The sequence below is a fragment of the Vagococcus sp. QWL-13 genome, assembly GCF_058683555.1.
Genome location: NZ_CM178746.1, coordinates 375,305 through 400,531, shown reverse-complemented (window position 1 = coordinate 400,531; position 25,227 = coordinate 375,305). Strand labels below are relative to the sequence as shown.

Below are 25,227 nucleotides of genomic sequence, written 5' to 3'. Positions count from 1 at the left end.
TTTCCCGCTTTTAAATTTTTAAAAAGGAAGTTGTTTGCAAGAATATTTCTGCTGTCCCTGTAATCAGGAAAGGACCGAAACAGCTTCGGTCCTTTGTGTGTTTTGACCTATTCTTCTAAATCTGCTTCCGTATAATATTCTGTATCGATTAATTCTGCTTTGTAATTTTCCTTGTTAACAGAAACTGGTGTTGCCAGATATGTCGGCACTACTTTCACGCCATTATCATAGGTTTCAGTATCGTTCACCGGCACTTCTTTTCCTTTGTTGATAGCTTCAATCATTTCAATTGTGTTTTTAGCTAATGTCCGGGTGTCTTTAAAGACAGTTTGTGTCTGCTCTCCTGCGATAATGGATTTCAATCCAGAAATCGTCGCATCTTGTCCAGTGATTACCGGCAGTGCTTTATCAGAAGCACCGTAGCCAACACCTTTAAGTGATGAAATAATCCCCAGACTAATCGGGTCGTAAGGTGACAACACTGCATCCAGCTGCTTATCGGTATAGTTGGCACTTAGCAAGTTATCCATCCGGGCTTGAGCTGTTGACCCGTCCCAGCGTAAAGTAGCTATCTGACTAAAACTAGTTTGTCCAGACGGTACAACTAATTGCTTGCTGTCAATATAAGGTTGAAATACTGACATCACCCCATTGAAATTAATCAAAGCATTGTTATCATCCGGGGAACCGCCAAACAATTCAATATTAAATGGTCCTTCACCATCTTTCAGACCAAGCTGTTCTTCAATGTAGGATGCCTGTAAAACTCCCACTGCAAAGTTATCAAATGTTGCATAATAGTCCACGTACTCTGAGTTCATCAGCAAGCGATCATAAGCGATAACTTTGATATCTTCTTTATGTGCTTTTTCCAATACGTCTGTCAGTGCTGAACCATCGATTGAAGCAATGACAAGAGTATCTACCCCTTTGGTAATCATGTTTTCGATTTGCGCTACTTGGTTTTCTACCTTATCTTCCCCATATTGCAAATCAGTCTTGTAACCAAGTTTTTCCAGTTCCTTAACCATATTATTTCCATCTGAAATCCAGCGTTCTGCTGATTTCGTCGGCATTGCAATCCCTACATAGCCCACATCTCCGCCCCCGCCGCCGGAAGCTTTTTTATCTCCGCCGCAAGCTGCTAAGGACAATCCGGCACACAAAAGCAGTCCCAATGCCATAAGTCTTTTTAAACCAAGTTTCATTAAAATCCCTCCGTGTTTGTTATTTTATGATTTAAGTATACCCTTTCAAAAAAAAGTTTCATTCATTTTTTTTTGATTCCCATTCGTATTCGTTAGCCTTTTATAATCCTATCTTGATTTTTTTTAGTTTTCCTTGAAATTTTTTCTTTCAGTTGAACAAAGCTCTCCTTAATACGTTTTTTTTGTTAAACTATGAATAGAGAAAACGATCTCAGGGGGAAGTTAACATTGAAAAGAAAAATGATTATTTTTTTGTTTGCTTTTATTTTAGTGGGATGTCAAAAAGCAAATACAGAAGATGAAGCTAAAGAAAAAAGTATTGTTGTCGGGTTTTCTCAGTCCGGAACTGAAAGCAATTGGCGGAAAAAACATACTCAGTCCATACGCGAAGAACTGGAAAAACGCGACTATCAAGTATTATATCGAAACGGCTTTATGAATCAAGAAAGACAAATTCAAGACTTACGGACGTTTATCGCCCACAAAGTGGATGTGATTGTTTTTACTCCGCTCAAGGAAACCGGATGGGAACCTGTCTTAAAAGAAGCACAAAAAGCAAATATTGAGGTCATCGTCGTCGACCGCCACTTCGAAGTAACAGACGAGAGTCTTTTCCTGACCCATATTGGGCCAAGCTTTAAAGCCGAAGGAAATAGAGCTGGTCTTTACGTGAGAAACCATTTCGATAAAAAAGGAATAAAGGAAGTAAATATTTTAGAGCTCAAGGGATTGTCAGATACCTCTCCCACTACCTTGCGCTCAGAAGGTTTTTTGGAAGCCATCAATTGGGATGATCCGGAAAATCCTGACTTGAAGATGGAAATCACTGCTACAATCAAAGGTGATTTTATCAGGAAAAAAGGTGAAGAAGCTATGCTGAATTTTATCGAAGAACAGGGTTTGGCAAATATTGATGTACTTTACAGCCATAGCGATGAAATGACCCTTGGGGCTATCGATGCATTGAAAAGCATAGATATCGTTCCCGGAAAAGATCTTATCATCGTCACTATCGACGGACAAGCTGAAATGATAGAATTGCTTAGAAACGGTACCGTGAATTGTGTGGTTGAATGCAATCCGAATGCCGGATGGTTTGTTGCCAACACTGTTGAACGGCTTTTTTCCGGAAAAAAAAATAACATCGCCCGGGAAATCTACATGCCGGAAACAGTTTTTTCTGATCAAGGCAACTTAGACAACATCCCAACGAGAAACTACTAGGAGGAATATCATGAAAATTAATACGCCCAGCATCAAGCAAATTTTTTCCCGCACCAACAAACTGATGCTTGGTTTAGCAATTATCCCGTTGCTTATAAGTGCTTTCCTCTACACTAGACAAATTTACATGTATCAAAAAATAGTCGCCAATATCCAAGAAGCCAACATCATTGAGGAAAATTCAGGAGATGTAGTTTTAGAAAATATGTGGGATCTTGTTTTTGGTCAAGTCTCCGTCCATGATTACTCCCAGCAAAATATGCTTAATCACTTACGTATGGAGATAAACGATATCAAGCAAAACACCACGACTTTTCAAGAAAAAAGCACATTAGATGTGGCCACCCGTACTCTGGATACTTTGGAAAATTATCAGGATCAAATCATTGAAAACCTCGAAACAGGACATTCCATTGATAAAAATGAGGAAATCATGATTCAAGTTGATTCTGTGACGCAACTGCTCTCTGATATTTTGCAAACTTTCGTACAAGTAGAAATCGGATTGGCCAGCAAAAAGAATGAAGAGCTTTTTCATTCCCTGATTGCTATTGCCAGTGCTGAAATATTTATCGTTGCAGCTATTGTCTACTTCGTTTATAAAAATGATAAATTTCAGATTCATAAAATCCATCAGCCTCTAAATAGGCTGATTCACATGGCTGATGAGCTGTCCAAGGGGAATTTATCTTACCGGATGGCATTGCCTGATACGGTAGAACTGCGTTCACTCACAGAAAGACTCAATGCCATGGCTGATGATTTGACCACTCTCCTGGAAGAGAATGCTCTGAAACAATATCATCTTGCTCAAAGTGAAGTCCGTGTCCTCCAGGCGCAAATTACGCCTCATTTTATTTATAACAGTCTGGATGCTATTTTATCGTTGATTGAACAGCATGATTATGAAAAAGCCAAAGAAACCACTTATGCACTTTCTGATTTTTTCAGAATTTCATTAAGTAAAGGGAACGACTGGATCACTGTCAATACTGAACTCAAACATATCGAAGATTATCTTATCATCTTAAAAATTCGTTATGGAGAAATGCTGGACTATCAAATTGATGCTTCATGCGACATTCAAGAATATAAAATTTTAAAAATGGTTTTACAACCCTTGATTGAAAACGCCATTTACCATGGCACTAAACATACTCGCAGACAAGGCTTCATCCACGTTTCAGTCCGTGAGCAACAAGACTCCCTTATTTTTAAAATCAAAGATAATGGTATCGGTATTTTACCTGAACGATTGGCTGAAATCCAAGAAGAACTGAAAAATGGACTTGATTCGGAGTTTACTACTGGATACGGTTTATACAATGTCAACAAACGACTGTTGCTCTACTATGGGCGCAGTGCTGGCATTCAGCTCGAAAGCAGCTACAATGTTGGGACAACAGTCACTCTTACCGTCCCAAAGAGACAGGAGGAACAATCACATGTATGATGTTTTTATCGTTGAAGATGAGTATCTCATCAGAAACACTCTGAGACAGCAGGTGATGAGTCTCAGTCATAAATTCCCTATCAATTATGTTGGAGAAGCAGGCGACGGAGAAATGGCCCTTGCCTCAATTATCGATTTGCAGCCGGATATTATTTTGACAGATATTAAAATGCCCTTTATGGACGGCTTGTCTTTTGCAAAAGAAGCACGTAAGACCCTTCCTTGGGCGCGGATTATCTTCATCAGCGGATTTGATGACTTCGAATACATGAAAGGGGCAATACAAGTCCAAGCAGATGAATATCTTTTGAAACCCGTCAAATTAGAAGAGCTTGAAAATGCCATGGAAAAAGCGGTGACTCAGCTGCAGAAAAAAAAGTCGACGACTGAAGCTGCTTCCGACTCAGAAACTCTTGTTGATGAAATCAAAAAAAATCATTTTCTAAACAGCTTATTCAAAGGAAAATTATCAATCAATGAGGTTATCACTCAAGAAGAAAAATTCAGTCTTTCTATCGTTGGGAAAAAATATACTGTTTTGTTAGTGACGAACAAATTCAAAAGCAGCTTCGATGATTACACTCATTTTACTGGTTATTTAAACTTTTTATTTGGTGATGACAAGGAAATCATCTTTTCCGGCGTTTCTTCCCAGTTTATAAAATTTTTTATTTTTCATTCTTCCAAAACTCAAGTGCTGGAAAAAAGTTACCAAATTGCTCATACCCTGATTCATGAGTTGGAACAAAACTATCAAGATGATATCGCTGTCGCTATCGGGCCTGTGGTTAAACGGCTTACTGAAATTCCTCATGCCTTTGAAATCGCACAACAAATGCTCAGCAGTTATGGTCAAGTAAGGGTAGAAAAAATCATCAGCTATGAAGACGATATGAAAGAAGGGGAACTTTCACCTACCCATCCTTTTAAAATGGACTTGGCAAAAGAAATTTCTTCTCTGACTCAGGACAATAAAAACAAGTTAATCTCCCAGTTGAATGAAGCCCAGGGCAGTTGGGAAAGAACCAGAATGTACCGGTTTTTTATTTTAGTTGAGTTGGGGAATTTGCTGAAAAAAAAGCAGATTGCCATTGAGGAGGTATTCAAAATTTCTGAGGAGCCTGGGGATTTAATCGACATTGCTTCAGATGAAACCGCCTATTCCCAAATAATCGAAGAAATCATCAGTCATTTGATACGGGCCAAAGTCCACCCTTCCATGCTGAAATATCAAAGTGTGATCAATCACGCATTAAATTACATCCATGAACACTACACTGATCAGGACATGTCCCTAAGTATGGTCGCAGAAGAATTGAATCTAAGCTCTGCACATTTCAGCACCATCTTTTCCCAGTCCATGGGGAAAACGTTCATTGATTATTTGACTGAACAAAGAATTAATCACGCCAAACATCTATTAAAGGAAACCAACTTGAAGCTGACGGATATTGCACTGGATATCGGCTACAACGACTCAAATTATTTCAGTTATCTCTTCAAGAAAAAAACAGGTCTTTCCCCTACAAGTTACCGGCAAAAAAATGGCTGATCGCCTGCAAAAAACTTATACAGCGCCCCCTTTTTAAATAACGATTTTTCACTATTTTCTTTGACTGGCTGCATGTTGTGTCATACAATGATGCCAAGGAGGAATAGTCATGGAAATCAGAGCTTTAGAAAGAACAGATTTAATCAATGTCCACACGATCAACAATCAGAAAGAATTCATGCGCTTGTGGTTTGAAGAACCCTATGAGTCTTTAAGCGAACTAACTAGTCTGTATGACAAACACATCCACGACAACAGTGAAAGAAGATTTGTTATTGATGTTGATGGCGAATTTGCCGGCATCGTGGAATTGATGGCCATCGACTATATCCACAGAAATTGCGAAATACAAATCGTCATTATGGAAGAATTCAGCGGTCAGGGATTGGCTCAGGAAGCAATGAAAAGAGGATTGGATTATGCTTTTCAAACGTTGAATCTACATAAAGTCTATCTTTATGTGGACATTACAGACAAAGCTGCTATATATATTTACCAAAAATTAGGGTTTAAAATCGAAGGCACATTGAAAGAACAATTTTTTGCTAACGGCAAGTATAAAGACAGTTACTTTATGGGGATATTGAAATGATTTTATCACGATTTCTCTGAATCCTTTGGTAATGATAAGCAAACAATAGACTGTGTCTTCCGAAAATACTGTTGAAAATTTCTAAAAAAGCATTGATTCAAAAAAATATTCGTTTAAAAATGCTGCTGTTTCTAAACGAGAATAAGTTTTAAGAGAGACTTCCCTCTTGCAATACTTATTCCCCAATTTTAAAATTTAAGGCAATCAGGTAGATTAAAGAAAAATTAAAAATCGAGTTGACTTTTATCATTTAACAAGTTAAGATAGTGAAAACATGAAAAAGCACGATGACGGAAAAAGTAATAGATGAAGCTTTATCACAGAAAATATCCTATTTGCTGAGAGGGATAAAATGAAGACAGTCTATGAAAATGGCTCCCGAGTGATGCTCACCGAAGTTTGACACTAAGGCTGAGACGGATTTCCCCGATAGCGGAATAAGGTATTTCTTTTATTTAAAAGCGTACCTGAAGAGGTTTATCATGTGAATGATAGACGAAAAGAAGTGGTAACGTGTAGATTCAACACCTTCTTTGCATTTAATGCAGAGAAGGTGTTTTTTATTTTAAAAAAACAGGAGGACAAACAAATGACTAAGGCACCTTTTAGAAACGACATCGTGGGAAGTTTTTTACGCCCCGCCGAATTAAAAAAAGCTAGAGAAGCATTCAAGAAAGGCAATATCAGCCGAGAAGAACTTCGGAAAGTTGAAGACGAGGCAATCATCCAGTTAATCGAAAAACAAAAAGAAAACGGGCTGCATGCGGTAACTGATGGAGAATTTCGCCGCAGATGGTGGCACTTGGACTTTATTGTTGGACTGAACGGCATCACCAAAGTATCTCTTGGAGACATTACCATGTTTCAAGGGGTCAAAGCAAAGGACGTGGAAAGTTATTATGTCAGCGATAAGTTGAGTTTCAACCCCGATCATCCTTTTTTAGAGCATTTTAAGTTTGTGAAAGCTCACGCAGGCGATGCTATCGCAAAACAAACCATTCCCGGTCCCTGTCTGATTTATTTTTCAGGAGCGATTATTTCTAAACAGTACGCTGAACACCCTGTCTATGACAACTTGGAAGATTTAGAAAATGATTTGATTAAAACTTATCAAGATGCAATTCAGGCTTTCTATGATGCGGGTTGCCGCTACTTGCAAATTGACGACACAGCATGGAATTCTCTGCCCGACCAAAAATACGATGAGCTGATCCTCTCTCTGGGTCACGACCCGAAAAAATTACTGCAAAAATTTGGCGATATTACAGAACAGGCCATTGCAAATAAGCCGGAAGATATGGCCATCACGTTCCATACTTGTCGGGGAAATTTCCAATCTTCCTGGTTGTATGAAGGGGACTATGATTTGATTGCCAAACGGTTATTTGACATCGAACACTTTGACGGTTTTTTCTTGGAATATGATTCCGACCGTGCTGGTGATTTCAAGGCACTTAAAGATTTGAAAAAACAAAAAATCGTTCTAGGGTTGATTACTTCTAAAACACCTGAGCTGGAAAATCTGGACGATTTGATTGCACGGGTCAAAGAAGCGGCACAATTCGTCCCGCTGGAACAAATTTGTGTTTCCCCTCAATGCGGCTTTGCATCGACAGAAGAAGGAAACCATTTAACGGAAGAGGAACAGTGGGCTAAAGTCAGATTAGTCGGAGAGTTAGCACAAGCGATTGACAACTTATAACATAAAAACATACATTCTTAAGGAGGAAAAAACATGAGTGAAAAAAAATATCATTTAGACACGATTGCCGTTCATCAAAATTTTAGAGGGGACGACAAAAATTCTGTAGCCAGAGGCATCTATCCTTCCACAGCGTTCATTTTTGATGATGCTGACCATGGCGCCGATCTTTTCGATTTAAAAGTTGCGGGAAATATTTATACACGGCTCACCAATCCGACAAACGATGATCTGGGCAATGTGGTCAACGATCTGGAAGGCGGTGTGGGCGGACTGACAGTTTCTTCAGGAGCCAGTGCTGTGACTGCAACAATTTTAGCCATCTGCAACACAGGCGACCATATTTTAGCAACGAAAGAATTATACGGCGGGACTTTGGCTCTACTTTCCAATACTCTCCACCGTTTAGGTATCGAAACAACTTTTGTCGATCAAGATGCTAGTATAGAAGAACTTGAAGTGCTGATTCAGCCGAATACAAAGCTGATTTTTGCTGAAGTCATCGGCAACCCTAATATCAACGTATTGGATTGTGAAAAATTCTCACAACTGGCAAAGAAAGCTCAAATTCCCTTTGTAGTTGATAACACATTTTCTCCTCCTGGCATTTTTCAAGCGAAGGAACATGGAGCAGACATCATTGTCCATGCTGCAACAAAATATCTGGGAGGACACGGCAATGCACTCTCAGGTGTGATAGTAGATTGCGGTACATTTGACTGGGCTAATGGAAAATTCCCTGCCTTTACCACACCTGATCCAGCCTACCATGGACTGGTTTATGCAGAAACTTTCGGCAATGCCGCATTTATTTATAAAGTACGGACACAAGTGCTGCGAGACACTGGTTTGACCGCAAGTCCTTTCAACAGTTACCTTGTTTTGAATGGCATTCAGACACTCAGTCTGCGGTTGAAATACGTTTCCGAAAATGCTTTGAAGCTGGCAAAATGGCTAGAGGCACATGAAGATGTTGCTTCTGTCTCCTACCCACTACTTGAAAGCCATAAAGATTATCCTCGAGCCGTTGAATACTTTAAAAATGGTGCTGGCGGTATCTTGTCCCTTCAATTAAAGGGAGATTTAGAAAAGTGCAAAAACTTTATCAATCATTTAGAACTCTGTATCAATGCTGTAAATGTAGGGGATGTCCGTACGATTGTTTCCCATCCTGCCAGCACGACTCACAGGCAGTCTTCTGCAAAAGAACTGGCTGCAGCAGGAATTACAGATAATTTCATCCGAATCTCTGTTGGTTTGGAAAACATTGACGATATCATTCAGGACTTGGACCAAGCGATTAGGAGGTAAACACTGTGCCGATTATCGTTCCAGAAGATTTGCCAGCTGCTGGTATCCTTCAAGACGAAAATATTATTATCATGAAAGAATTGCGAGCTAAAACTCAAGATATCCGCCCGTTAAAAATTTGTATTTTAAATTTGATGCCTGATAAGATTACCACAGAAACCCAGCTTCTGAGAAAATTAAGCAACAGCATTATTCAGGTGGATATCACACTGCTGACAACAGAAACCTATCAGGCTAAAAATACAGATAAAAGACATCTGGAAAATTTTTATCAACGGTTTTCCGACATTCGCCACAACAAATACGATGCCATGATTATCACCGGTGCCCCTATCGAGCATTTAGCCTTCGAAGAGGTAGATTACTGGCAGGAATTAACGATGATTTTGGATTGGTGCCAAACGAATATCTTTACAACTTTATTTATTTGCTGGGCAAGCCAGGCGGCTCTTTATTACTATTATGGGATTGGTAAGAAGCCGTTAGAAAAGAAATTGTTTGGTATTTTTGAGCATCAGAAAAACGAAACCCATCATCGTCTATTTCAAGGCATGGGAGATACCTTTTGGGTGCCCCATTCCAGAAATACTGCCAGCGACACCGAAGCTATATTGAATCACCCTGATTTAAGGGTACTGGCTACATCACCCGAAGCCGGCAATCACTTAATAAGCAGCAAAGATGATAAATTTATTTTTATGGCGGGACACCCGGAGTATGATGCTGACACACTCGAAAAAGAATATTTAAGGGATTTGCTTTTAGACAATGTCAAGCTTCCTAAAAATTACTATCAAAATGACCAAAAACACCTGCCGATTATCAACCGCTGGGCAAGTGACGCCAGTTTGTTTTATCTTAACTGGCTAAACTACTCCGTTTATCAAGAAACTGATTACTTATTATAAGAATTCCTTGCGTCTGCAATCAAGGCAAGGCGCATGGTAATCACATGAAAAAATTTACATCCCAGAGGTTGACCCATAAGTCCTCATTCAATGCAAAAAGGAACGAAATCTTTTTATGATTTTGTTCCTTTTTTTAGCGATAAAAATAGCACTTCCTTGTATAATTAAAGTACCAACCATAACCAAAAGGGAGTGCTATCTATGTACAAAGATTATAACATGAATCAAGTCACTTTATCACTAGATTTAGAAATTTATTTGGAAAAGGGTGACATCGCTTTTGCAATCAATGAACTTGTAGAAAGCATGCCAGAAAAAGCCTTCTCGGTTTTTGACCATCAGATGGGTGCAACCTCTTATCATCCTAAAATGATGTTGAAGTTGATTTTGTGCGGTTACACGCAGTCTGTTTTTTCTGGCAGAAGAATTGAAGCGCTAGCTAAAGACAGTATTCGCGCTCGCTGGCTGACACAATCCCAGCAACCCAATTTTAGAACGATTAATCGGTTTCGTGTACATCCTCAGATGCAAGTGTTATTAGAAGAATGCTTTATTCAATTCCGAAACCTTTTGGTTTCCCAGAATCTTATCGAAACAGATGCCATCTTTATTGACGGTACTAAGTTAGAAGCCAATGCCAATAAATACACATTTGTCTGGAAAAAAAGCATTGAAAAGTATGAAGCTAAGTTGACAGAGAAATCAAAAGAGATTTATCAACAACTCGTGAAGGAAACCATCATTCCTTCTATTTGTGATGAAGACAAAGACCTTTCAGACAAAGAGTTTTCAAAAATCATCACGGCATTAGAAACAAGTGTAGAAAATTTGACTCAAGAAATTGAGACCTCTGACTGCGCTAAAAAACGAAAACAACTACGCTCTCAACGAAAGGCACCTAAACAAGCCTTGAAGCAATTCTCTGATTTTAAAGAACGTCAGTCACGGTATGTCCGTCAAAAAGCTATTTTAGGTGAGAGAAATAGTTACTCCAAAACAGATCACGATGCCACTTTTATGAGAATGAAAGAGGATCATATGCGCAATGGGCAACTAAAAGCAGGTTACAATGTCCAAATTGCGACCAATCAACAATATGTCCTAGCTTATGACATCTTTCCGAATCCTACGGATACGAGAACTTTAGTTCCTTTTTTACGGACCATAGAAAATACCTATTTTGATTTACCCGACTATATTGTGGCAGATGCCGGTTATGGTAGTGAAGAAAACTATGAAACTATTGTGGATGGCTTTGAAAAAACACCTTTGATAACCTATGGGATGTACCGCAAAGAGAAAAAGAGAAGTTTTAAAAAGAATCGTTTTAATCCTTTGAATTGGCGGTATGATGAGTTAAGAGATACCTATTTATGTCCCATTGACCGTGAGGTCCCGTTTAAACGTTATGCCAATCGTATAGATAACTATGGCTACCAACGACAATTAAAAATATACGAATGTCTTTCTTGTGAAAACTGCCCAGTTCGTTCTCAATGTACCAAAGCGAAGTCGGGTCGTAATAGAATGATTCAAAAAAACGGCAATTGGGACTATTTTAAAGCTTACGTTCAGACACTTCTGAAAGACGAACGAACAGGCAAATTATATGGTCAAAGAAAAATAGACGTAGAACCAGCCTTCGGAAATCTGAAGGCTAATTTAGGCTTCACTCGATTTTCAGTAAGAGGTAAAGATAAGGTGAGAAACGAATTAGGTTTTGCATTTATGGCGGTTAATCTGAGAAAGTTAACTGCCTATCAGCGGAAGAACCTCTTAAATAAACAAAAAAATAAGGGAACCAAAATCTTTTTATTGATTTTGGTTCCCTTTTTACTATTTTTGAGACTTATGGGTCAGCCTCTTTTAATAGAATCTGTTAAAGATTGTTTTGCAGTTGCCGATTGCTGAGAAGTATTCTGTATGTTAAACTCCTGTTAAAAGAATCGGAAACTCATCAAAGAGACACTTTTTTTCGATGAGCAATAAGTCTATCCAAACATCACGACATTAACGGAGGTATTTAAATGATTTACACGCTGACCCTAAACCCTTCCATTGATTATGTCTTCACTGCTGACAACGTGCAACTTGGCGCACTCAATCACTCCCACCACGAATACGCCTTGCCCGGTGGAAAGGGAATCAATGTGTCCCGCGTCCTCCACCGCTTGGGGACTACTGCTGTCAACTGGGGTTTTTTAGGAAGTTTCACAGGAGAGTTTATTCAAAATGAATTAGAAAAAGAAGGGGTACGTCATGATTTTACTGTTATCGAAGGGATGACCCGTATCAATTTGAAGATGAAAAGCGCAAAAGAGGAAACCGAAATCAACGGAGCTGGTCCAACCATCTCTGAAAGGGAAATTGATGGACTAAAAAATAAATTCCAGCAGCTGACCCAAGACGATTTAGTTATCTTATCCGGCAGCATCCCAAAATGTTTAGGGGAAGATTTTTATCTCAAACTGATTCCTCTGATTCAGCAGCGAAAAGCCAATTTCATCATTGATACTTCGGGGAAAGACCTGTTAAAGGCTCTAGCTTTTCGCCCCCTGCTGGTCAAGCCAAACAACGACGAGTTGGCGGAAATATTTCAAACAACTTTTTCATCCAGCGACGATATTTTGCCCTATGGAAAAAAATTGCTGTCTCTCGGTGCCCTACATGCCCTTGTTTCCATAGGCGGAAAAGGTGCGTTGCTGTTTACCGGTGAAAAAGTATACCGCTCAAATGTCCCTGAAGAAAAACTGGTCAACTCTGTCGGTGCCGGCGACTCCATGATTGCAGGGTTCACCCATGCATTGTTAAAAAGTGGTGATGTTGTGGAAGCCTTCAAACTTGGTGTTGCCTGCGGCAGTGCCACTGCGTTTTCAAAAGATTTAGCCTCCATTGATAAAATAAATGAAGTGTATCAGCAAGTAGTCGTTGAAGCTTATCATTAAAAAAATTGTATACATAGTCAGACGAAAAAATCCTGCCTCACATACTTAAAACTGTATGGAGCAGGATTTTTTGTAGACCAGCATAGACTTTTTTAAAAATGACCCTTTAAGCAGCCCGCTTTTTTACAATTGCAGCAATAAAATATAAAATATTGTCCCAAAGGCAATAGATAGCAGCATGTTACGCCATTTCAGATGAACTATCACTACTGCTATGCCGGCGATAATATCAAAAAAGCCAGCATGGTTACTAATCACGTCTACTTGACGATAACAATATATCACTAGCATGCCAAGAATAGCACTGGGAAGCAGCCTGCCTATCTGTTGAACGATTTTTGGCGTGGGACGATTATCAGGAAATAAAATAAACGGTAAGAAACGTGTCATCATTGTCCCCAAAATCACCATTCCGATGGTTACCATCTGTTCTGTCAAAGTCATCTAGAGACACCTTCCTTCCGCGATAAGTTCTCCCTTAACAAAATAATGCCGGCGATACTCAATAAGGCCGGAAGCAAAAAATTCTCCGCCCCAAAGAAAAAAAGACACAACAGGGATACACTCAATCCCAAATAAGAACTGAAATGCTCTTTCTCATTGAGAAAACTCTCCAGAAATAAAACGATGAACAAAGCCGTCATCACAAATTCCATCCCCGCAAAATCTGCGTTCATGGACGCCCCGAGCAAACTTCCCACAACAGCTCCCGTCACCCAGTAAAACTGATTTAATATGGTCACAAAAAAAAGAAACCAGCCCTTATCCACATCTTCAGGGATTTTTGCCGTGTAGTTGATTGAAAAAGTTTCGTCACACATACCGAATATCAAATAGTATTTTTTTAATCCTGTTCCCTTAAATTTTTCCAGCATGGAAATACCGTAGAAAAAATGACGGAAGTTGACAACTAGAGTCATCAGAAGAACGGTTAGCGGCTGAAAGGTCCCCAGCAAGAAACCAATCGTTAAAAATTCTACTGAGCCGGCAAAAATCAGACTGCTCATCAAAAGAGAATACCACACATTGAACCCTTGACTGTTTGCAAACATGCCGTATGAAATCCCTAAAAAGGTAAAGCCTGCAAATATCGGAATTGTTTTAGGAAAAGCCGCTTTAAACGCCTTGATATATTTATTCTCCATTTTTTTCAGCACCTTTGCATAACATTTTAAAGAAAATTTTAACATTGTTAAAAAAGTCTTTCAAGTCAAATTGACAGAATCTTCTAATAAATCAACCGAAACAAACACTAAAAATTTCAACTATTTTCAACTACACTGAAGAGAGCAGTGATATACTGCCAACAAAAAAATTGCGGTTTCCCTTATAAAAAAGCATATAAAATAACCATGATTATCAGGCTGACAAGAATTGACAATGAAATACTAAAACTTGACAGGGCCGGGTCCCCTTTAATCTTCAATGTATAACTTGAAGCCATGGCACCGATGGGAGAGAACAACAGAATAATCACTGTTTTTTTCATTTCAGGACTTAAAGGGAGAAGATAGTATGTCACCAGCGAAAAAACAACGGCACAAATAAAACGCAGCACCAGCACACCTGCTACATTATTTTTTCCGTCTTTCGTTTGCGGCAGCTTAAACATCAGCCCTAGCATAAAAGTTGCTATAAAGGCGTTCGCCTGAGCAATCGGCTGAATCAGTTCATAAACAAATGACGGCAGCTCGATTGCCAAACCATACATGCCGAGAACCACTATATACATCATGAAAGGCGCAGAATATAAAAACTTCTTCAATGTATTGACTATCGTCGGTGCTTCATCGCCCTCTAAAGACAGGAGCTGGGTCGTTATCGCGTAAGACCCTCCCGTCAGCATCAGCGCGTTACCCAAATCAAAAAATATAACTGCCATCGCCGATTGCGGTCCCAATAATGCCAAAACTACCGGCAGGGTAAAACCGCCGATATTGTAACCGGAAGTATGGAACATGTAAAAAGCTCTGTCCTGCGGATTTTTTTTGAATGCTGCAAAATAACCCACAAACAAAGAAATAAAACTTCCCAAAAAACCGATCAGTATAATCGATAACAGCGAATGATCCCGTTCAAAATTTTGATACTGATATAAAATAACGATGGGCAAAGACAGTGTGGTGAAAATTTTCATAATCACCTGATAAGCGTCCGGGCCAAACATCCCTGCCCTTTTCATAACAAACCCCATAACCATACATAAAATTAAAGACATCGGTCCAACCAAAAACCCCAATTTATTTTCTCCTTTATCTGTATTATTTCATAGCATATTTAATTGATAACCATCATTATACCATTATTTTAAATCGTAAATTTGAAAATCCATTCAATTCTCCCGATAATAAAAACTTGTTCTAAATAATTTTACATTTTTCATCGGGTATACTATACTGAATATTAGATTAAAATAATTATAATTTAGGAGGATGGGTATTATGTCACTCATTGGAAAAGAAATTGAAGAATTTTCAACAGAAGCTTATCAAAACGGAGAATTCATTACGGTAAGTTCAGAGGATTTTAAAAATCAGTGGAGTATTTTATGCTTCTATCCGGCAGATTTTACTTTTGTATGTCCGACTGAATTAGCAGATTTACAGGAGCAGTATCCTGAATTAAAATCATTAGGTGTAGAAGTTTATTCTTGTTCAACAGACTCACACTTCACCCATAAAGCGTGGCACGATCATTCCGATGCCATCAATACAATCGAATACGCTATGCTGGGAGATACCTCTCATACTATTTCCCGAATCTTCGGTGTACTTGACGAAGAAACTGGACTTGCACAACGAGGAACGTTCATCATTGACCCTGACGGCGTGGTTCAAAGTGTAGAAATCAATGCTGATGGTATCGGGCGGGATGCAACTATCTTGATTGACAAAATTAAAGCAGCACAATACGTCAGAAAACATCCAGGTGAAGTCTGCCCGGCTAAATGGAAAGAAGGAGAAGAAACTCTTTCCACAACAATAGATTTAGTTGGAAAAATCTAAGGAGGATACCACTTGTTAGACGCTAATTTAGTACAACAATTAAAACAATACTTAGAGCTGCTTGAAAATGACATTGTCATCCGATTAAGCGCGGACGAGCAGCCATCATCAAAGGAGATGCTTGACTTTGTAGAAGAAGTCGCTCAGCTATCACCCAAAATAACGGTTGATAGAGCGACATTGGAAAGAACACCAAGCTTCAGCATCAATAATGTGACTGAAGACAGCGGCATTACTTTTGCCGGTGTTCCTCTTGGTCACGAATTCACTTCATTTGTCTTGGCACTGCTTCAAGTCGGCGGCAGAAAACCTAAAATAGATGACGATTTAATCGAGCAAATCAAAAAAATTAATACACCGCTGAGGTTTGAAACTTATGTCAGTTTGACGTGCCACAATTGTCCTGACGTGGTCCAAACGCTTAATATCATGAGCGTTTTAAACCCGTTGGTCAGCCATACGATGATTGACGGAAAAATTTTCAGTGCAGAAGTGGAAGAAAAAAATATTTTTGCAGTTCCTACCGTCTACCTGAATGGGGAAGAATTCCACAGCGGCAGAACATCCTTGGAAGAAATCCTAGAAAAGCTAGGACTAAATGAGAATCAGCCGTTTTTAGATGATAATGAGCCTTATGATGTTCTTGTCGTTGGGGGCGGTGTTGCAGGGGCAACTTCTGCTATCTATTCCGCCAGAAAAGGAATCAAAACCGGTATCATCGCAGAAACTTTTGGCGGTCAAGTGCTTGAGACGGCTGAAATCAGCAATTTCCCTTCCGTTTCAGCTATTGAAGGTACAAAACTTATCGGTAATTTGGAACGCCACGTCTTAGATTATGATGTCACTATCATGAAAAATCAACGTGCAACACATATCGAGAAAAATGATTTAGTTGAAGTGACCTTGGCTAACGGCGCCGTATTAAAAAGTAAAAGTGTCATTTTATCCACTGGAGCGCGCTGGAGAAACTTGAACATCCCTGGCGAACAGGAGTTTAAAAACAAAGGCGTGGCCTACTGCCCTCACTGTGACGGCCCGTTGTTCAAGGATAAGCCTGTAGCTGTCGTTGGCGGAGGAAACTCAGGAATCGAAGCAGCTATTGATTTAGCCGGCATCGCAAAACATGTGACCGTCCTAGAATTTATGCCTGAACTGAAAGCTGATGAAGTTTTACAAAAAAGGCTGCATTCGCTAGATAACGTGACTGTTTTGACAAATGTTGCCACCAAAGAAATATACGGAAACGCCCATGTGGAAGGACTATCCTATGTGGAAAACGACACAGGGAAAGAGCACACCATTGACGTCAATGGCGCGTTCATCCTGATCGGTTTAGTCCCCAATACAGAATGGCTGAAAGATGACGTCGCGCTGACAGAACGGGGCGAAATCATCGTAGATGCTCATGGGGCAACAAATATTGCTGGCGTTTTTGCAGCTGGCGATTGCACCAACAGTGCTTATAAACAAATCGTCATCTCCATGGGGTCTGGTGCGACAGCAGCACTGGGAGCTTTTGATTATTTGATTAGGCAAATGTAAATTATATCTGATTAGCTCAAAAGTATTTTTTAAGCTTGAGATAGAAAAATTCATAAATTCGAAATCCCGCGAAATCATCGATTTAGAAAAATGATTTCGCGGGATTTTCTCTGCTTTAAAACTTTTTAACATTTCATTCTCTCTGAGGTCTTTATTGCTTTCTCAAAAATATTTAAAATTATCCCTGCAGACTGCTTAATCCTTTGCAAATTTCTTTTGTACTAGGATAAATTTTTCGATAGATTTGATACAACTCCTGATAGTCCGCCACATTGGCATTAATCGGTTTGACCGAACCCTGATAAGTCACAAATGTTGCCGCACAATTTTGAATGGTTTTAAACCATCCTAGACCGACAGCCGCAAGCATCGCCGCTCCCATCCCGGGACCTTGTTCTGTTTCTAAACAGATGATTTCAGAGTCAAAAATATCTGCCTGCATCTGAAGCCAATCAGGGTTTTGGGCCCCGCCGCCAACAGACACTATTTTTTCAAACTTTTTACCTGAAACCTGCTCCATCAATGTTTGAGAATCTTTCAAAGAAAACGTAATCCCTTCAAGCACTGCCCGGGCAAAATGCTTTAACGTGTGGTTAGTATCAATGCCGATGAAACTGCCGCGAATCTGACTGTCCACATGGGGCGTTCGCTCTCCCACAATGTATGGCGAAAACAACAAGCCCGCAGACCCTGCTGGAATTTCACTGATGCCTTCAAGCAACTCTTCAAAGGTTTGCCCGGAAGCAAAGGTATCTTTAAACCAGTTTAAACTGTGCCCCGCTGCCAAGGTAACCCCCATAGCGTAGTAATTATCGGCCATGGCGTGATTGAACAGATGAAGCTTGCCTTGATAGCCTTCTGTTCTCTGCCCCTCATAAGAAAGAAACACACCTGACGTCCCAATACTTGCCATACCAAGATTTTCATCCAAAATGCCCGCACCAACCGCCGCACAAGCGTTGTCCGCACCGCCGGCAAAGACTTGCACTTCATGGGCGATGCCTAATTTTTCAGCCAAAGAGGGTTGAAGCACACCAATCATACCGGAAGAATTGATTAATTCAGGCAGATATTTTTTGGGAATGTTGAATTTCTCTAAGACTTCATCTGACCAGCTTCTTTTTTCAACATCCAGCAGCAGTGTCCCTGCAGCATCGGAATAGTCCATGTGGATCGTTCCGGTCATCCAAAAACCTAAATAATCTTTCGGCAACAGGATATGCTTGACCTTCTGCCAAACGTCCGGCTCATGTTTTTGAAGCCAAAGGATTTTAGGCAGAGTGAACCCTTCTAGGGCGATGTTTTTTGTAATTGCCAGAAGTTCATCGCCAAATTCCTCCATGATTAACACACATTCATCTGTGGTTCTTACATCATTCCAAAGGATTGCGTTGCGGAGTACCTTCTTGTTTTCATCCAATACCACCAAACTGTGCATCTGTCCGGAGAAACTGATGCCTTGAAGTCCTGTATTGAAATCTGCCACATCATTTTTCAACTGAAGCAATACTTTCTCACAAGCCTTTAACCACTCTTCCGGTGCCTGTTCGCTGTAGCCTGTTTGTTCATGGATCAAAGGATAACTGCTGGAAGCAGTAGCCACCAATTCTCCTTGTTGGTTGACTAACATGCCTTTTAAAGAGCTCGTACCTAAATCTATTCCTAAAACATATGACATATTATCACCTCTTTATTCTTTAATTCCACCTGCAGTAACTCCTCCTACGATATATTTTGATAAAAATAGGTATATTAGCAACAATGGAATAATACTTAGCGATATTCCTAAATACATACTGCCGAATTCTGTTCTGTAAACATCAGTTTTAAGCAATTGAATCAGCATTGGAAGTGTAAATTTATCAGTATCATTGATTAGAATCAACGGCATCAGAAAATTATTCCAGGAAGTCACAAAGGAGAAAATAGCCATAGTTGCCAGTCCCGGTTTCATCAGAGGCAGCATGATTTGGTGAAAAATTTTTATTTCCCCGGCACCGTCTAATCTTGCCGAGTCCGCCAAATCCGGGTGATAAATGGTTTCAAGATACTGTTTCAAGAAAAAAACAGTGGTTGGAGAGGCAATAGCCGGCAAAATAAGCGGAACGAAACTATTCAAAAGCCCTAATTTGCTCATAAATTGATAGAATCCAATCATACTAATCTGCTGAGGAATCATTATTAGGGCTAAAATAATTGCAAACAACGCTCGACGTCCTTTGAACTTATAGGCAATCACCCCATAAGCAGCAAGCGAAGAAAAATATACGTTCAAAACTGTAGAGCAGACGGAAATAATAAAACTATTCTTAAAACCGCTGAAGACATTAAAACCTTTATTCATCAGGACAGCCCAGTTATATTTTAAATTGCCTGATGGTAAAAGGGATAATCCTTGCTGGATCTGTTCAGCTGAACGAGTGGAATTTACTAAAACGACCCAAAAAGGGAGAATACTCAAGACAGTTAATAGAATAAGAAACACATATATCAATATTCTTTTCACTTTATATGTCGTTTCCATTATTTATCACCTACCCTGCTTTTTTCTTTGAAAAACCTGAACAATAAGGAACTCAATGCTATTGAAATAAGAAGAAGTATTACAGACGCAGTGGCAGCGACATTGAAATTTCTACTTCCGGTGAAAGCTTGTTTGTATATGAACATTGTTATCGTCAATACGCTGTTATTCGGATTTCCATCTGTTAATAAAAATGGAATATCAAACATTTGTAATCCCCCAATCAAAGAGGTCACTAATGTATACAGTAAAATGGGTTTCAAAAGCGGCAATGTGATTCTTTTGAAAATTTGTCCATCATTTGCCCCATCAACCATGGCCGATTCAAAAAGTGAATTGTCAATACTCAGTATCCCTGAAACTAAAACAATAGTCGTTTGTCCATACCACATCCAGAATTGAATAAAAGAAACAATCAATCTAGTGCCACCCACGCTTCTGAAAAACTCAAAAGGCTTTTCCAAAACGCCCAGTTTTACTAACACAAGATTCATCGGTCCGACAGGGTAACTGAACAAAGCATAAAATAATACAGCGACCGAAGCTGCAGTAATGATGTTAGGTAGATAAAAAATAACTTTGAAGAAGCCCGTATGCTTCAATCTTAGTTTTAAATTAGTAAACCATGCAGCAAGTAATAAGGCTAAGCCTATTTGCGGTATAAAATTAACTGTCCACAAAATAAAAGTGTTCTTTATGGATTTCAAAAACATTGCATTCTTAAAAATATTTAAATAATTATCCAAACCCACTAAATCAAAGGTAGGGTTCCAGCCTTTTAAATCAGTGAAACTTAAAAATATCGTATATATAATCGGATAAAGCTGAAAAATTAAAAATGCCATAAAAAAAGGTGTCAAAAACAGATAGCCATATCTGTTAAATTTTTCAAAATTCCCCCTGTTTTTCCGCATAGTCATTATCCTTTCTAAAAAGGAAGAGCTGACTTTACCAGCCACCCCTTCCTCTCACTTTACTTTACTCTAATCAATCCACCTCAACATCAGGATAAGCATTCGCAACAGCATCTTTAAAATCTTGAATGGCTGTCTCCATGTCTACTTCTCCCTTGGAATACGGTGTTAAACAATTATCTGTAAACAAAGTTTCAACGGTCTGATCGTATTCAGTCAATATTTTAGCATTTATATCTTGGACCATTTGAGCGAATTTTTCATAATGGTTTTGTCCGCCCAAAAACTCTTCACTGAAATCCCCTTTGATTTCTTCAACCACTTTTTCATTGGAAACAAAATCTCCGGTATCTTCCGCCCATTGTCTGAGAAAATCAGGATTTGTTGTCAAGTATTTGATTAGGTCTGCCGCTTCTTCTTTCATCTTTGATGTCTCCGTTGCTCCTATCCAAGTACCACCCCAGAACCAGGAAGACGGCCCTTGAATCATCCGCCAATCTCCTTCTGTTGATTTTGACCCGTCAGCAGCAACTGCATTAGGTTTTAACCAATAGTGCAATCCCCACGTTGGCAGGCTGTAACCGAAAATACTATCACCATTCATTCCGGCAAACCATGCTTCTGATTGACCTTCTGTATCCTGTGTCAAACTCTCATCGACAAATTTTCTAGAAATCTCCAACAGCTCAATCAATTTGTCGTCTATTATCAACTTATTATCTTCTACCCAGCCATGTTCCCGTTGTCCATAAAAAGGTTTAGCCAGATCATGTACACTCGAAAGCATGTAAACGGCATCTCCACTTTCTTCTTTTATAGTTTTTGCCGCTTCGTAAAATTTATCGTAATCCGATAAAGCTTCTTGTGCAGCTTCTACTTCTGTCACTCCTAATAATTCTTCTGCTAAAGAAGCACGATAGTAAAATCCTCCCGGTGCCGCTTGCCATGCTAACGCATGAAGAACACCTTCTCTGCTAGTTCCCACATCTTTGACATACTGGAAAGTGTCAGCTGCTGCTTCCTCCAAACCTAGAGGACCTAAGTCTGCCATTAATCCAGATTCTACATATTTTTTAACAAAAGCTGATTCTAAAGCTATAACATCTGGAGCGTCTTTCGTTCCTAATACTGGATCCAATTTTGTTTCAAATTGATCTGAGGGAATTTCAACAATTTTTACTTTATAATCTAGCTCATTGTTTTTCAAATAATAGTCATTGATCATTTTTGATAATTCGTCAGTAAATGTCCAAACAACAAGTTCTTTATTCCCTTTTGAACTTCCTCCTTCTTCTTTTTCTTGTGAACCGCACGCACTCAAGACCAACGAACCCAACAGAGCAATCCCTAACGCTGAAAACATTCTTTTGATTTTTTTCATGACAATATACTCCCCTCTACATTATTTATAGTCAAACCAATCAAAATCCGCTGCCCGCCTATTACCTGTGGTATCAATCGCAAACATCCCTACAAAAGCACCAGTAAAAAAACCTTCCTGTGTTTCAACAACATAATCATCTGACAATTTAAGACTATCCAAATCATAATTTATACGCTTCCAATTCTTGCCGTCGAAAGAATACTCATAATGATAAAAGTTGTAGTTAACAATGGTTTTAAAATAGACTGACTGAACATCTTCTGGAATCTTAATTTCTTTTCCTTGTAAAGGTGCTAATAACTTCCCATTATCGCTATCCAACACATCAATGACTCTGCCCTTTTCTTCATTGTATGTGATATGAATGCTGGACCAATTTTTTGTGTTGTAGTAATTTGTCATACCTGCTAATTGCAAAAATGAGTCCGGAAAAAATTCCACCTTTGTTTTAGCTTCAAATTTAAAGTGCTGCCATCTTCTTGCCACTAACGCCTTATGGAATAAGGAATTAAAGGATTCCCGTCCATACAATCTCAAATATCCGGGACGATCAGTCAAACTCCCCAGTTCTTCTGTGAACGGCACCCTCAAAGTTTGGTAATTTAAAGGAAGTGTCGTTTCATCAAAATCTACTTTACTGTTTTCTTTAGTCCATGGATGTTCCTCCATCTTAGGTGCTTCCACCGTATCCTGCGGAAAATCTCCACCGACAATATATGGCCAGTCGTCTTGCCAGTAAATTTTTTGAATGGCCGTTTCTCGACCTAATGGACAATAGCCCCTATTTTCTAATATTGGTGTTTCCGGTCTTTTTAATGGACGTCCAGTCAAATGAACAAAATACCACTCATTAGTATGCGTATGTACAATGGAACCATGTCCAGCTTTTTGTAATTTAATCTCTGGATGCCCCCATGAGCTAATAATATGTTTTTGCGGATGAATCTCATAGGGACCATCAATTTTTTTTGATCTAGCCATGGTTGATGCATGCTCGTATTTAGTCCCGCCTTCAGCAGTTAATAAATAGTAATAATCATTCCATTTATACAAATGCGGTGCTTCAGTTAGTTTTCTTTCTGTTCCTTTGAAAATGATTTTTGCTTCTCCAATTAACCGACCCCTATCATGACAATATTCCTGTAAGACAATGCCATAAAAACTATGTTTGTACGGTCTGTAGTCCCACAACATATTAACAAGATATTTTTTACCATCTTCGTCATGAAAAAGTGAGGGATCAAAACCAGAGCTATTTAAATATATTGGCTCTGACCACTCCCCATCTATTGAAGAACAAGTAATCAAATAATTATTGACATCTTTCCAGTTGTTTCCTTGCACCTCCTTAACATCCGAATAAATAAGCCAAAACTGTCCATCATGATGACTTAGCGCTGGCGCCCAGACTCCACCTGAGTCCGGATTTCCCAGCATATTCAATTGCGACACCCTGTTAACAGGTGTACTAACCAAATGCCAATTTTTTAAATCTTTCGAATGATAGATCATCACACCGGGAAACCATTCAAATGTAGATGTGGCAATATAATAGTCATCTTCCACTCTGCAGATACTTGGGTCAGGATGGAATCCTGTCAGTATCGGATTTGTTATCATAGACTACCTCCTCCTATTCAAACTAAATAATCATTCAACAAAGACTTCACATACTCCAAATGACTGGACTCCAATTTCGGATCATCATGTTTCAACGCATACGCAGTCAAACTTTCTAAATCTTCAGAATCCGCTAATATCTTAGCTCCGATTCCCTCTTTAAAGCTGGCATAACGTTTGTCTTTCAAATCATCAAAGAAACGCTCTTCTTTTAATTTTGCCGCTGCTTTCAAACCGCGGGCAAAGGTATCCATCCCCGCAATGTGCGCCAACAACAAATCGTCCATTTCAAATGACGAACGGCGGACTTTAGAATCAAAATTGATACCACCTGGAGCAATCCCGCCATTTTCTAAAATTTCATACATCGCCAAAGTGGCATCATAAAGGTTAGTTGGAAACTCATCTGTGTCCCAGCCAAGCAGCATATCCCCTTGGTTGGCGTCAATCGAGCCTAACGCATCATTGATACGGGCCACATGTAGTTCATGCTCAAAGGTATGCCCTGCCAGAGTGGCATGGTTCGCCTCTAAATTCAGCTTGAAGTCTCCTTCTAGCCCATATTTTTGAATAAAGGCTAACGTTGTAGCCGCATCGAAGTCATACTGATGTTTTGAGGGCTCTTTTGGTTTTGGTTCCAATAAAAACTGCGGTTTGTGACCAATTTTTTCACCATAAGCAATCGCCATTTTAAACAAGCGGGCAATATTGTCCTGCTCGAATTTCATGTCCGTATTCAGAAGAGACTCATACCCTTCACGACCGCCCCAGAAAACATAGTTTTTTCCATCAAGCTTTTTACTCAAGTCCAAACCTTTTTTAACCTGCGCTGCGGCATATGCATACACTTCTGCATTGTTAGTTGAGGCAGCCCCATTATTAAAACGAGGATGAGAAAACATATTGGCCGTGTTCCACAACAATTTTATCCCGGTCGCAGCCATTTTTTCTTTAATCAAGTCGGTGATCTCATCTAAATTAGCAAAAAACTCTTCCAAGGAATTACCAGCAGGGGCGATATCAATGTCATGGAAACAGAAATATTCTACACCTAATTTTTCAAGGATTTCAAAAAAAGCATCCACACGGTTCTTAGCCGTTTCCATTGGATCCGCAGTCTCCCAAGTACGAATATTGACAGGGTCGCCAAATGGGTCCGTGCCGTCTTGTGTCATTGTGTGCCAATAAGCCAACGCAAAGGGCAGGTGTTCCCGCATGGTCTTGCCTAGAACCACCTCTTCAGGATTGAAATGATGAAAAGCAAATGGATTGGCAGTTTTCGTCCCCTCATACTTAATTTTGTCTACATTTGGAAAATAACTCATATTAAGACCTCCATTCTT

General features: G+C 39.4%; 21 protein-coding genes. 11 read left to right on the top strand and 10 right to left on the bottom strand.

Annotated features, from left to right (window positions below; genetic code table 11):
- Window positions 1-107: 107 nt before the first annotated feature.
- Window positions 108-1,208 (bottom strand): multiple monosaccharide ABC transporter substrate-binding protein, encoded by a 1,101-nt coding sequence (chvE, locus tag AC4PHI_RS02000; RefSeq protein ID WP_492200657.1) that lies wholly within the window; start codon window positions 1,206-1,208, stop codon window positions 108-110.
- A 240-nt stretch (window positions 1,209-1,448) separates the two neighbouring features.
- Here chvE and AC4PHI_RS01995 point away from each other — a divergent pair, with 240 nt between their 5' ends.
- The 9 genes from AC4PHI_RS01995 to pfkB all read left to right on the top strand — a co-directional run bounded on the left by AC4PHI_RS01995 (window position 1,449) and on the right by pfkB (window position 12,895).
- Window positions 1,449-2,432: an ABC transporter substrate-binding protein gene (locus tag AC4PHI_RS01995; protein WP_492201517.1), complete on the top strand. Its 984-nt coding sequence runs from the start codon at window positions 1,449-1,451 to the stop codon at window positions 2,430-2,432.
- A gap of 10 nt (window positions 2,433-2,442) precedes the next feature.
- Window positions 2,443-3,885 (top strand): sensor histidine kinase, encoded by a 1,443-nt coding sequence (locus AC4PHI_RS01990; RefSeq protein WP_492200656.1) that lies wholly within the window; start codon window positions 2,443-2,445, stop codon window positions 3,883-3,885.
- Window positions 3,878-5,437: a response regulator transcription factor gene (locus AC4PHI_RS01985; RefSeq protein WP_492200655.1), complete on the top strand. Its 1,560-nt coding sequence runs from the start codon at window positions 3,878-3,880 to the stop codon at window positions 5,435-5,437. Before AC4PHI_RS01990 ends, AC4PHI_RS01985 begins: the two co-directional genes overlap by 8 nt.
- A gap of 109 nt (window positions 5,438-5,546) precedes the next feature.
- The gene (locus AC4PHI_RS01980) at window positions 5,547-6,029 is read left to right on the top strand and encodes a GNAT family N-acetyltransferase (protein ID WP_492200654.1); all 483 of its coding nucleotides are present in this window, start codon (window positions 5,547-5,549) and stop codon (window positions 6,027-6,029) included.
- Window positions 6,030-6,618: 589 nt separating this feature from the next.
- A complete protein-coding gene (locus AC4PHI_RS01975; RefSeq protein WP_492200653.1) occupies window positions 6,619-7,731 on the top strand; it encodes a 5-methyltetrahydropteroyltriglutamate--homocysteine S-methyltransferase in 1,113 nt (370 codons plus the stop codon).
- A 33-nt stretch (window positions 7,732-7,764) separates the two neighbouring features.
- Window positions 7,765-9,042 (top strand): O-acetylhomoserine aminocarboxypropyltransferase/cysteine synthase family protein, encoded by a 1,278-nt coding sequence (locus AC4PHI_RS01970; protein WP_492200652.1) that lies wholly within the window; start codon window positions 7,765-7,767, stop codon window positions 9,040-9,042.
- A 5-nt stretch (window positions 9,043-9,047) separates the two neighbouring features.
- On the top strand, window positions 9,048-9,950 hold the full coding sequence (locus AC4PHI_RS01965) for a homoserine O-succinyltransferase (protein WP_492200651.1): 903 nt from the start codon (window positions 9,048-9,050) through the stop codon (window positions 9,948-9,950).
- Between the two features lie 201 nt (window positions 9,951-10,151).
- Window positions 10,152-11,861: an IS1182 family transposase gene (locus AC4PHI_RS01960; RefSeq protein WP_492200650.1), complete on the top strand. Its 1,710-nt coding sequence runs from the start codon at window positions 10,152-10,154 to the stop codon at window positions 11,859-11,861.
- A gap of 116 nt (window positions 11,862-11,977) precedes the next feature.
- Window positions 11,978-12,895, top strand: coding sequence for a 1-phosphofructokinase (gene pfkB / locus AC4PHI_RS01955; protein WP_492200649.1), 918 nt, complete (start codon window positions 11,978-11,980; stop codon window positions 12,893-12,895).
- Between the two features lie 123 nt (window positions 12,896-13,018).
- On the opposite strand, the gene AC4PHI_RS01950 is transcribed toward pfkB, so the two are convergent.
- The 3 genes from AC4PHI_RS01950 to AC4PHI_RS01940 all read right to left on the bottom strand — a co-directional run bounded on the left by AC4PHI_RS01950 (window position 13,019) and on the right by AC4PHI_RS01940 (window position 15,134).
- Window positions 13,019-13,339: a branched-chain amino acid transporter permease gene (locus AC4PHI_RS01950; protein ID WP_492200648.1), complete on the bottom strand. Its 321-nt coding sequence runs from the start codon at window positions 13,337-13,339 to the stop codon at window positions 13,019-13,021.
- A complete protein-coding gene (locus AC4PHI_RS01945; protein WP_492200647.1) occupies window positions 13,336-14,040 on the bottom strand; it encodes an AzlC family ABC transporter permease in 705 nt (234 codons plus the stop codon). Before AC4PHI_RS01945 ends, AC4PHI_RS01950 begins: the two co-directional genes overlap by 4 nt.
- A gap of 182 nt (window positions 14,041-14,222) precedes the next feature.
- Window positions 14,223-15,134, bottom strand: coding sequence for an AEC family transporter (locus tag AC4PHI_RS01940; protein WP_492200646.1), 912 nt, complete (start codon window positions 15,132-15,134; stop codon window positions 14,223-14,225).
- 202 nt (window positions 15,135-15,336) lie between these two features.
- On the opposite strand from AC4PHI_RS01940, the gene ahpC reads away from it, so the two are divergent.
- Together ahpC and ahpF are read left to right on the top strand one after the other, a co-directional pair.
- On the top strand, window positions 15,337-15,900 hold the full coding sequence (ahpC, locus tag AC4PHI_RS01935) for an alkyl hydroperoxide reductase subunit C (RefSeq protein ID WP_492200645.1): 564 nt from the start codon (window positions 15,337-15,339) through the stop codon (window positions 15,898-15,900).
- A 12-nt stretch (window positions 15,901-15,912) separates the two neighbouring features.
- A complete protein-coding gene (gene ahpF / locus AC4PHI_RS01930) occupies window positions 15,913-17,442 on the top strand; it encodes an alkyl hydroperoxide reductase subunit F (RefSeq protein ID WP_492200644.1) in 1,530 nt (509 codons plus the stop codon).
- A gap of 178 nt (window positions 17,443-17,620) precedes the next feature.
- Here ahpF and xylB read toward each other — a convergent pair whose 3' ends face one another.
- From xylB to xylA, 6 genes are all read right to left on the bottom strand, one after another.
- Window positions 17,621-19,120, bottom strand: coding sequence for a xylulokinase (xylB, locus tag AC4PHI_RS01925; protein ID WP_492200643.1), 1,500 nt, complete (start codon window positions 19,118-19,120; stop codon window positions 17,621-17,623).
- 12 nt (window positions 19,121-19,132) lie between these two features.
- Window positions 19,133-19,966 carry a carbohydrate ABC transporter permease gene (locus AC4PHI_RS01920; protein ID WP_492200642.1) on the bottom strand — a complete coding sequence of 278 codons (834 nt, stop codon included), beginning with the start codon at window positions 19,964-19,966 and terminating at the stop codon, window positions 19,133-19,135.
- A complete protein-coding gene (locus AC4PHI_RS01915; protein ID WP_492201516.1) occupies window positions 19,966-20,886 on the bottom strand; it encodes a carbohydrate ABC transporter permease in 921 nt (306 codons plus the stop codon). Before AC4PHI_RS01915 ends, AC4PHI_RS01920 begins: the two co-directional genes overlap by 1 nt.
- A 67-nt stretch (window positions 20,887-20,953) precedes the next feature.
- Window positions 20,954-22,261, bottom strand: coding sequence for an ABC transporter substrate-binding protein (locus tag AC4PHI_RS01910; protein WP_492200641.1), 1,308 nt, complete (start codon window positions 22,259-22,261; stop codon window positions 20,954-20,956).
- A 21-nt stretch (window positions 22,262-22,282) separates the two neighbouring features.
- The gene (locus AC4PHI_RS01905) at window positions 22,283-23,884 is read right to left on the bottom strand and encodes a glycoside hydrolase family 43 protein (protein ID WP_492200640.1); all 1,602 of its coding nucleotides are present in this window, start codon (window positions 23,882-23,884) and stop codon (window positions 22,283-22,285) included.
- Window positions 23,885-23,901: 17 nt separating this feature from the next.
- Window positions 23,902-25,209, bottom strand: a complete 1,308-nt coding sequence (xylA, locus tag AC4PHI_RS01900) for a xylose isomerase (protein WP_492200639.1) — start codon at window positions 25,207-25,209, stop codon at window positions 23,902-23,904.
- Window positions 25,210-25,227: the final 18 nt, after the last annotated feature.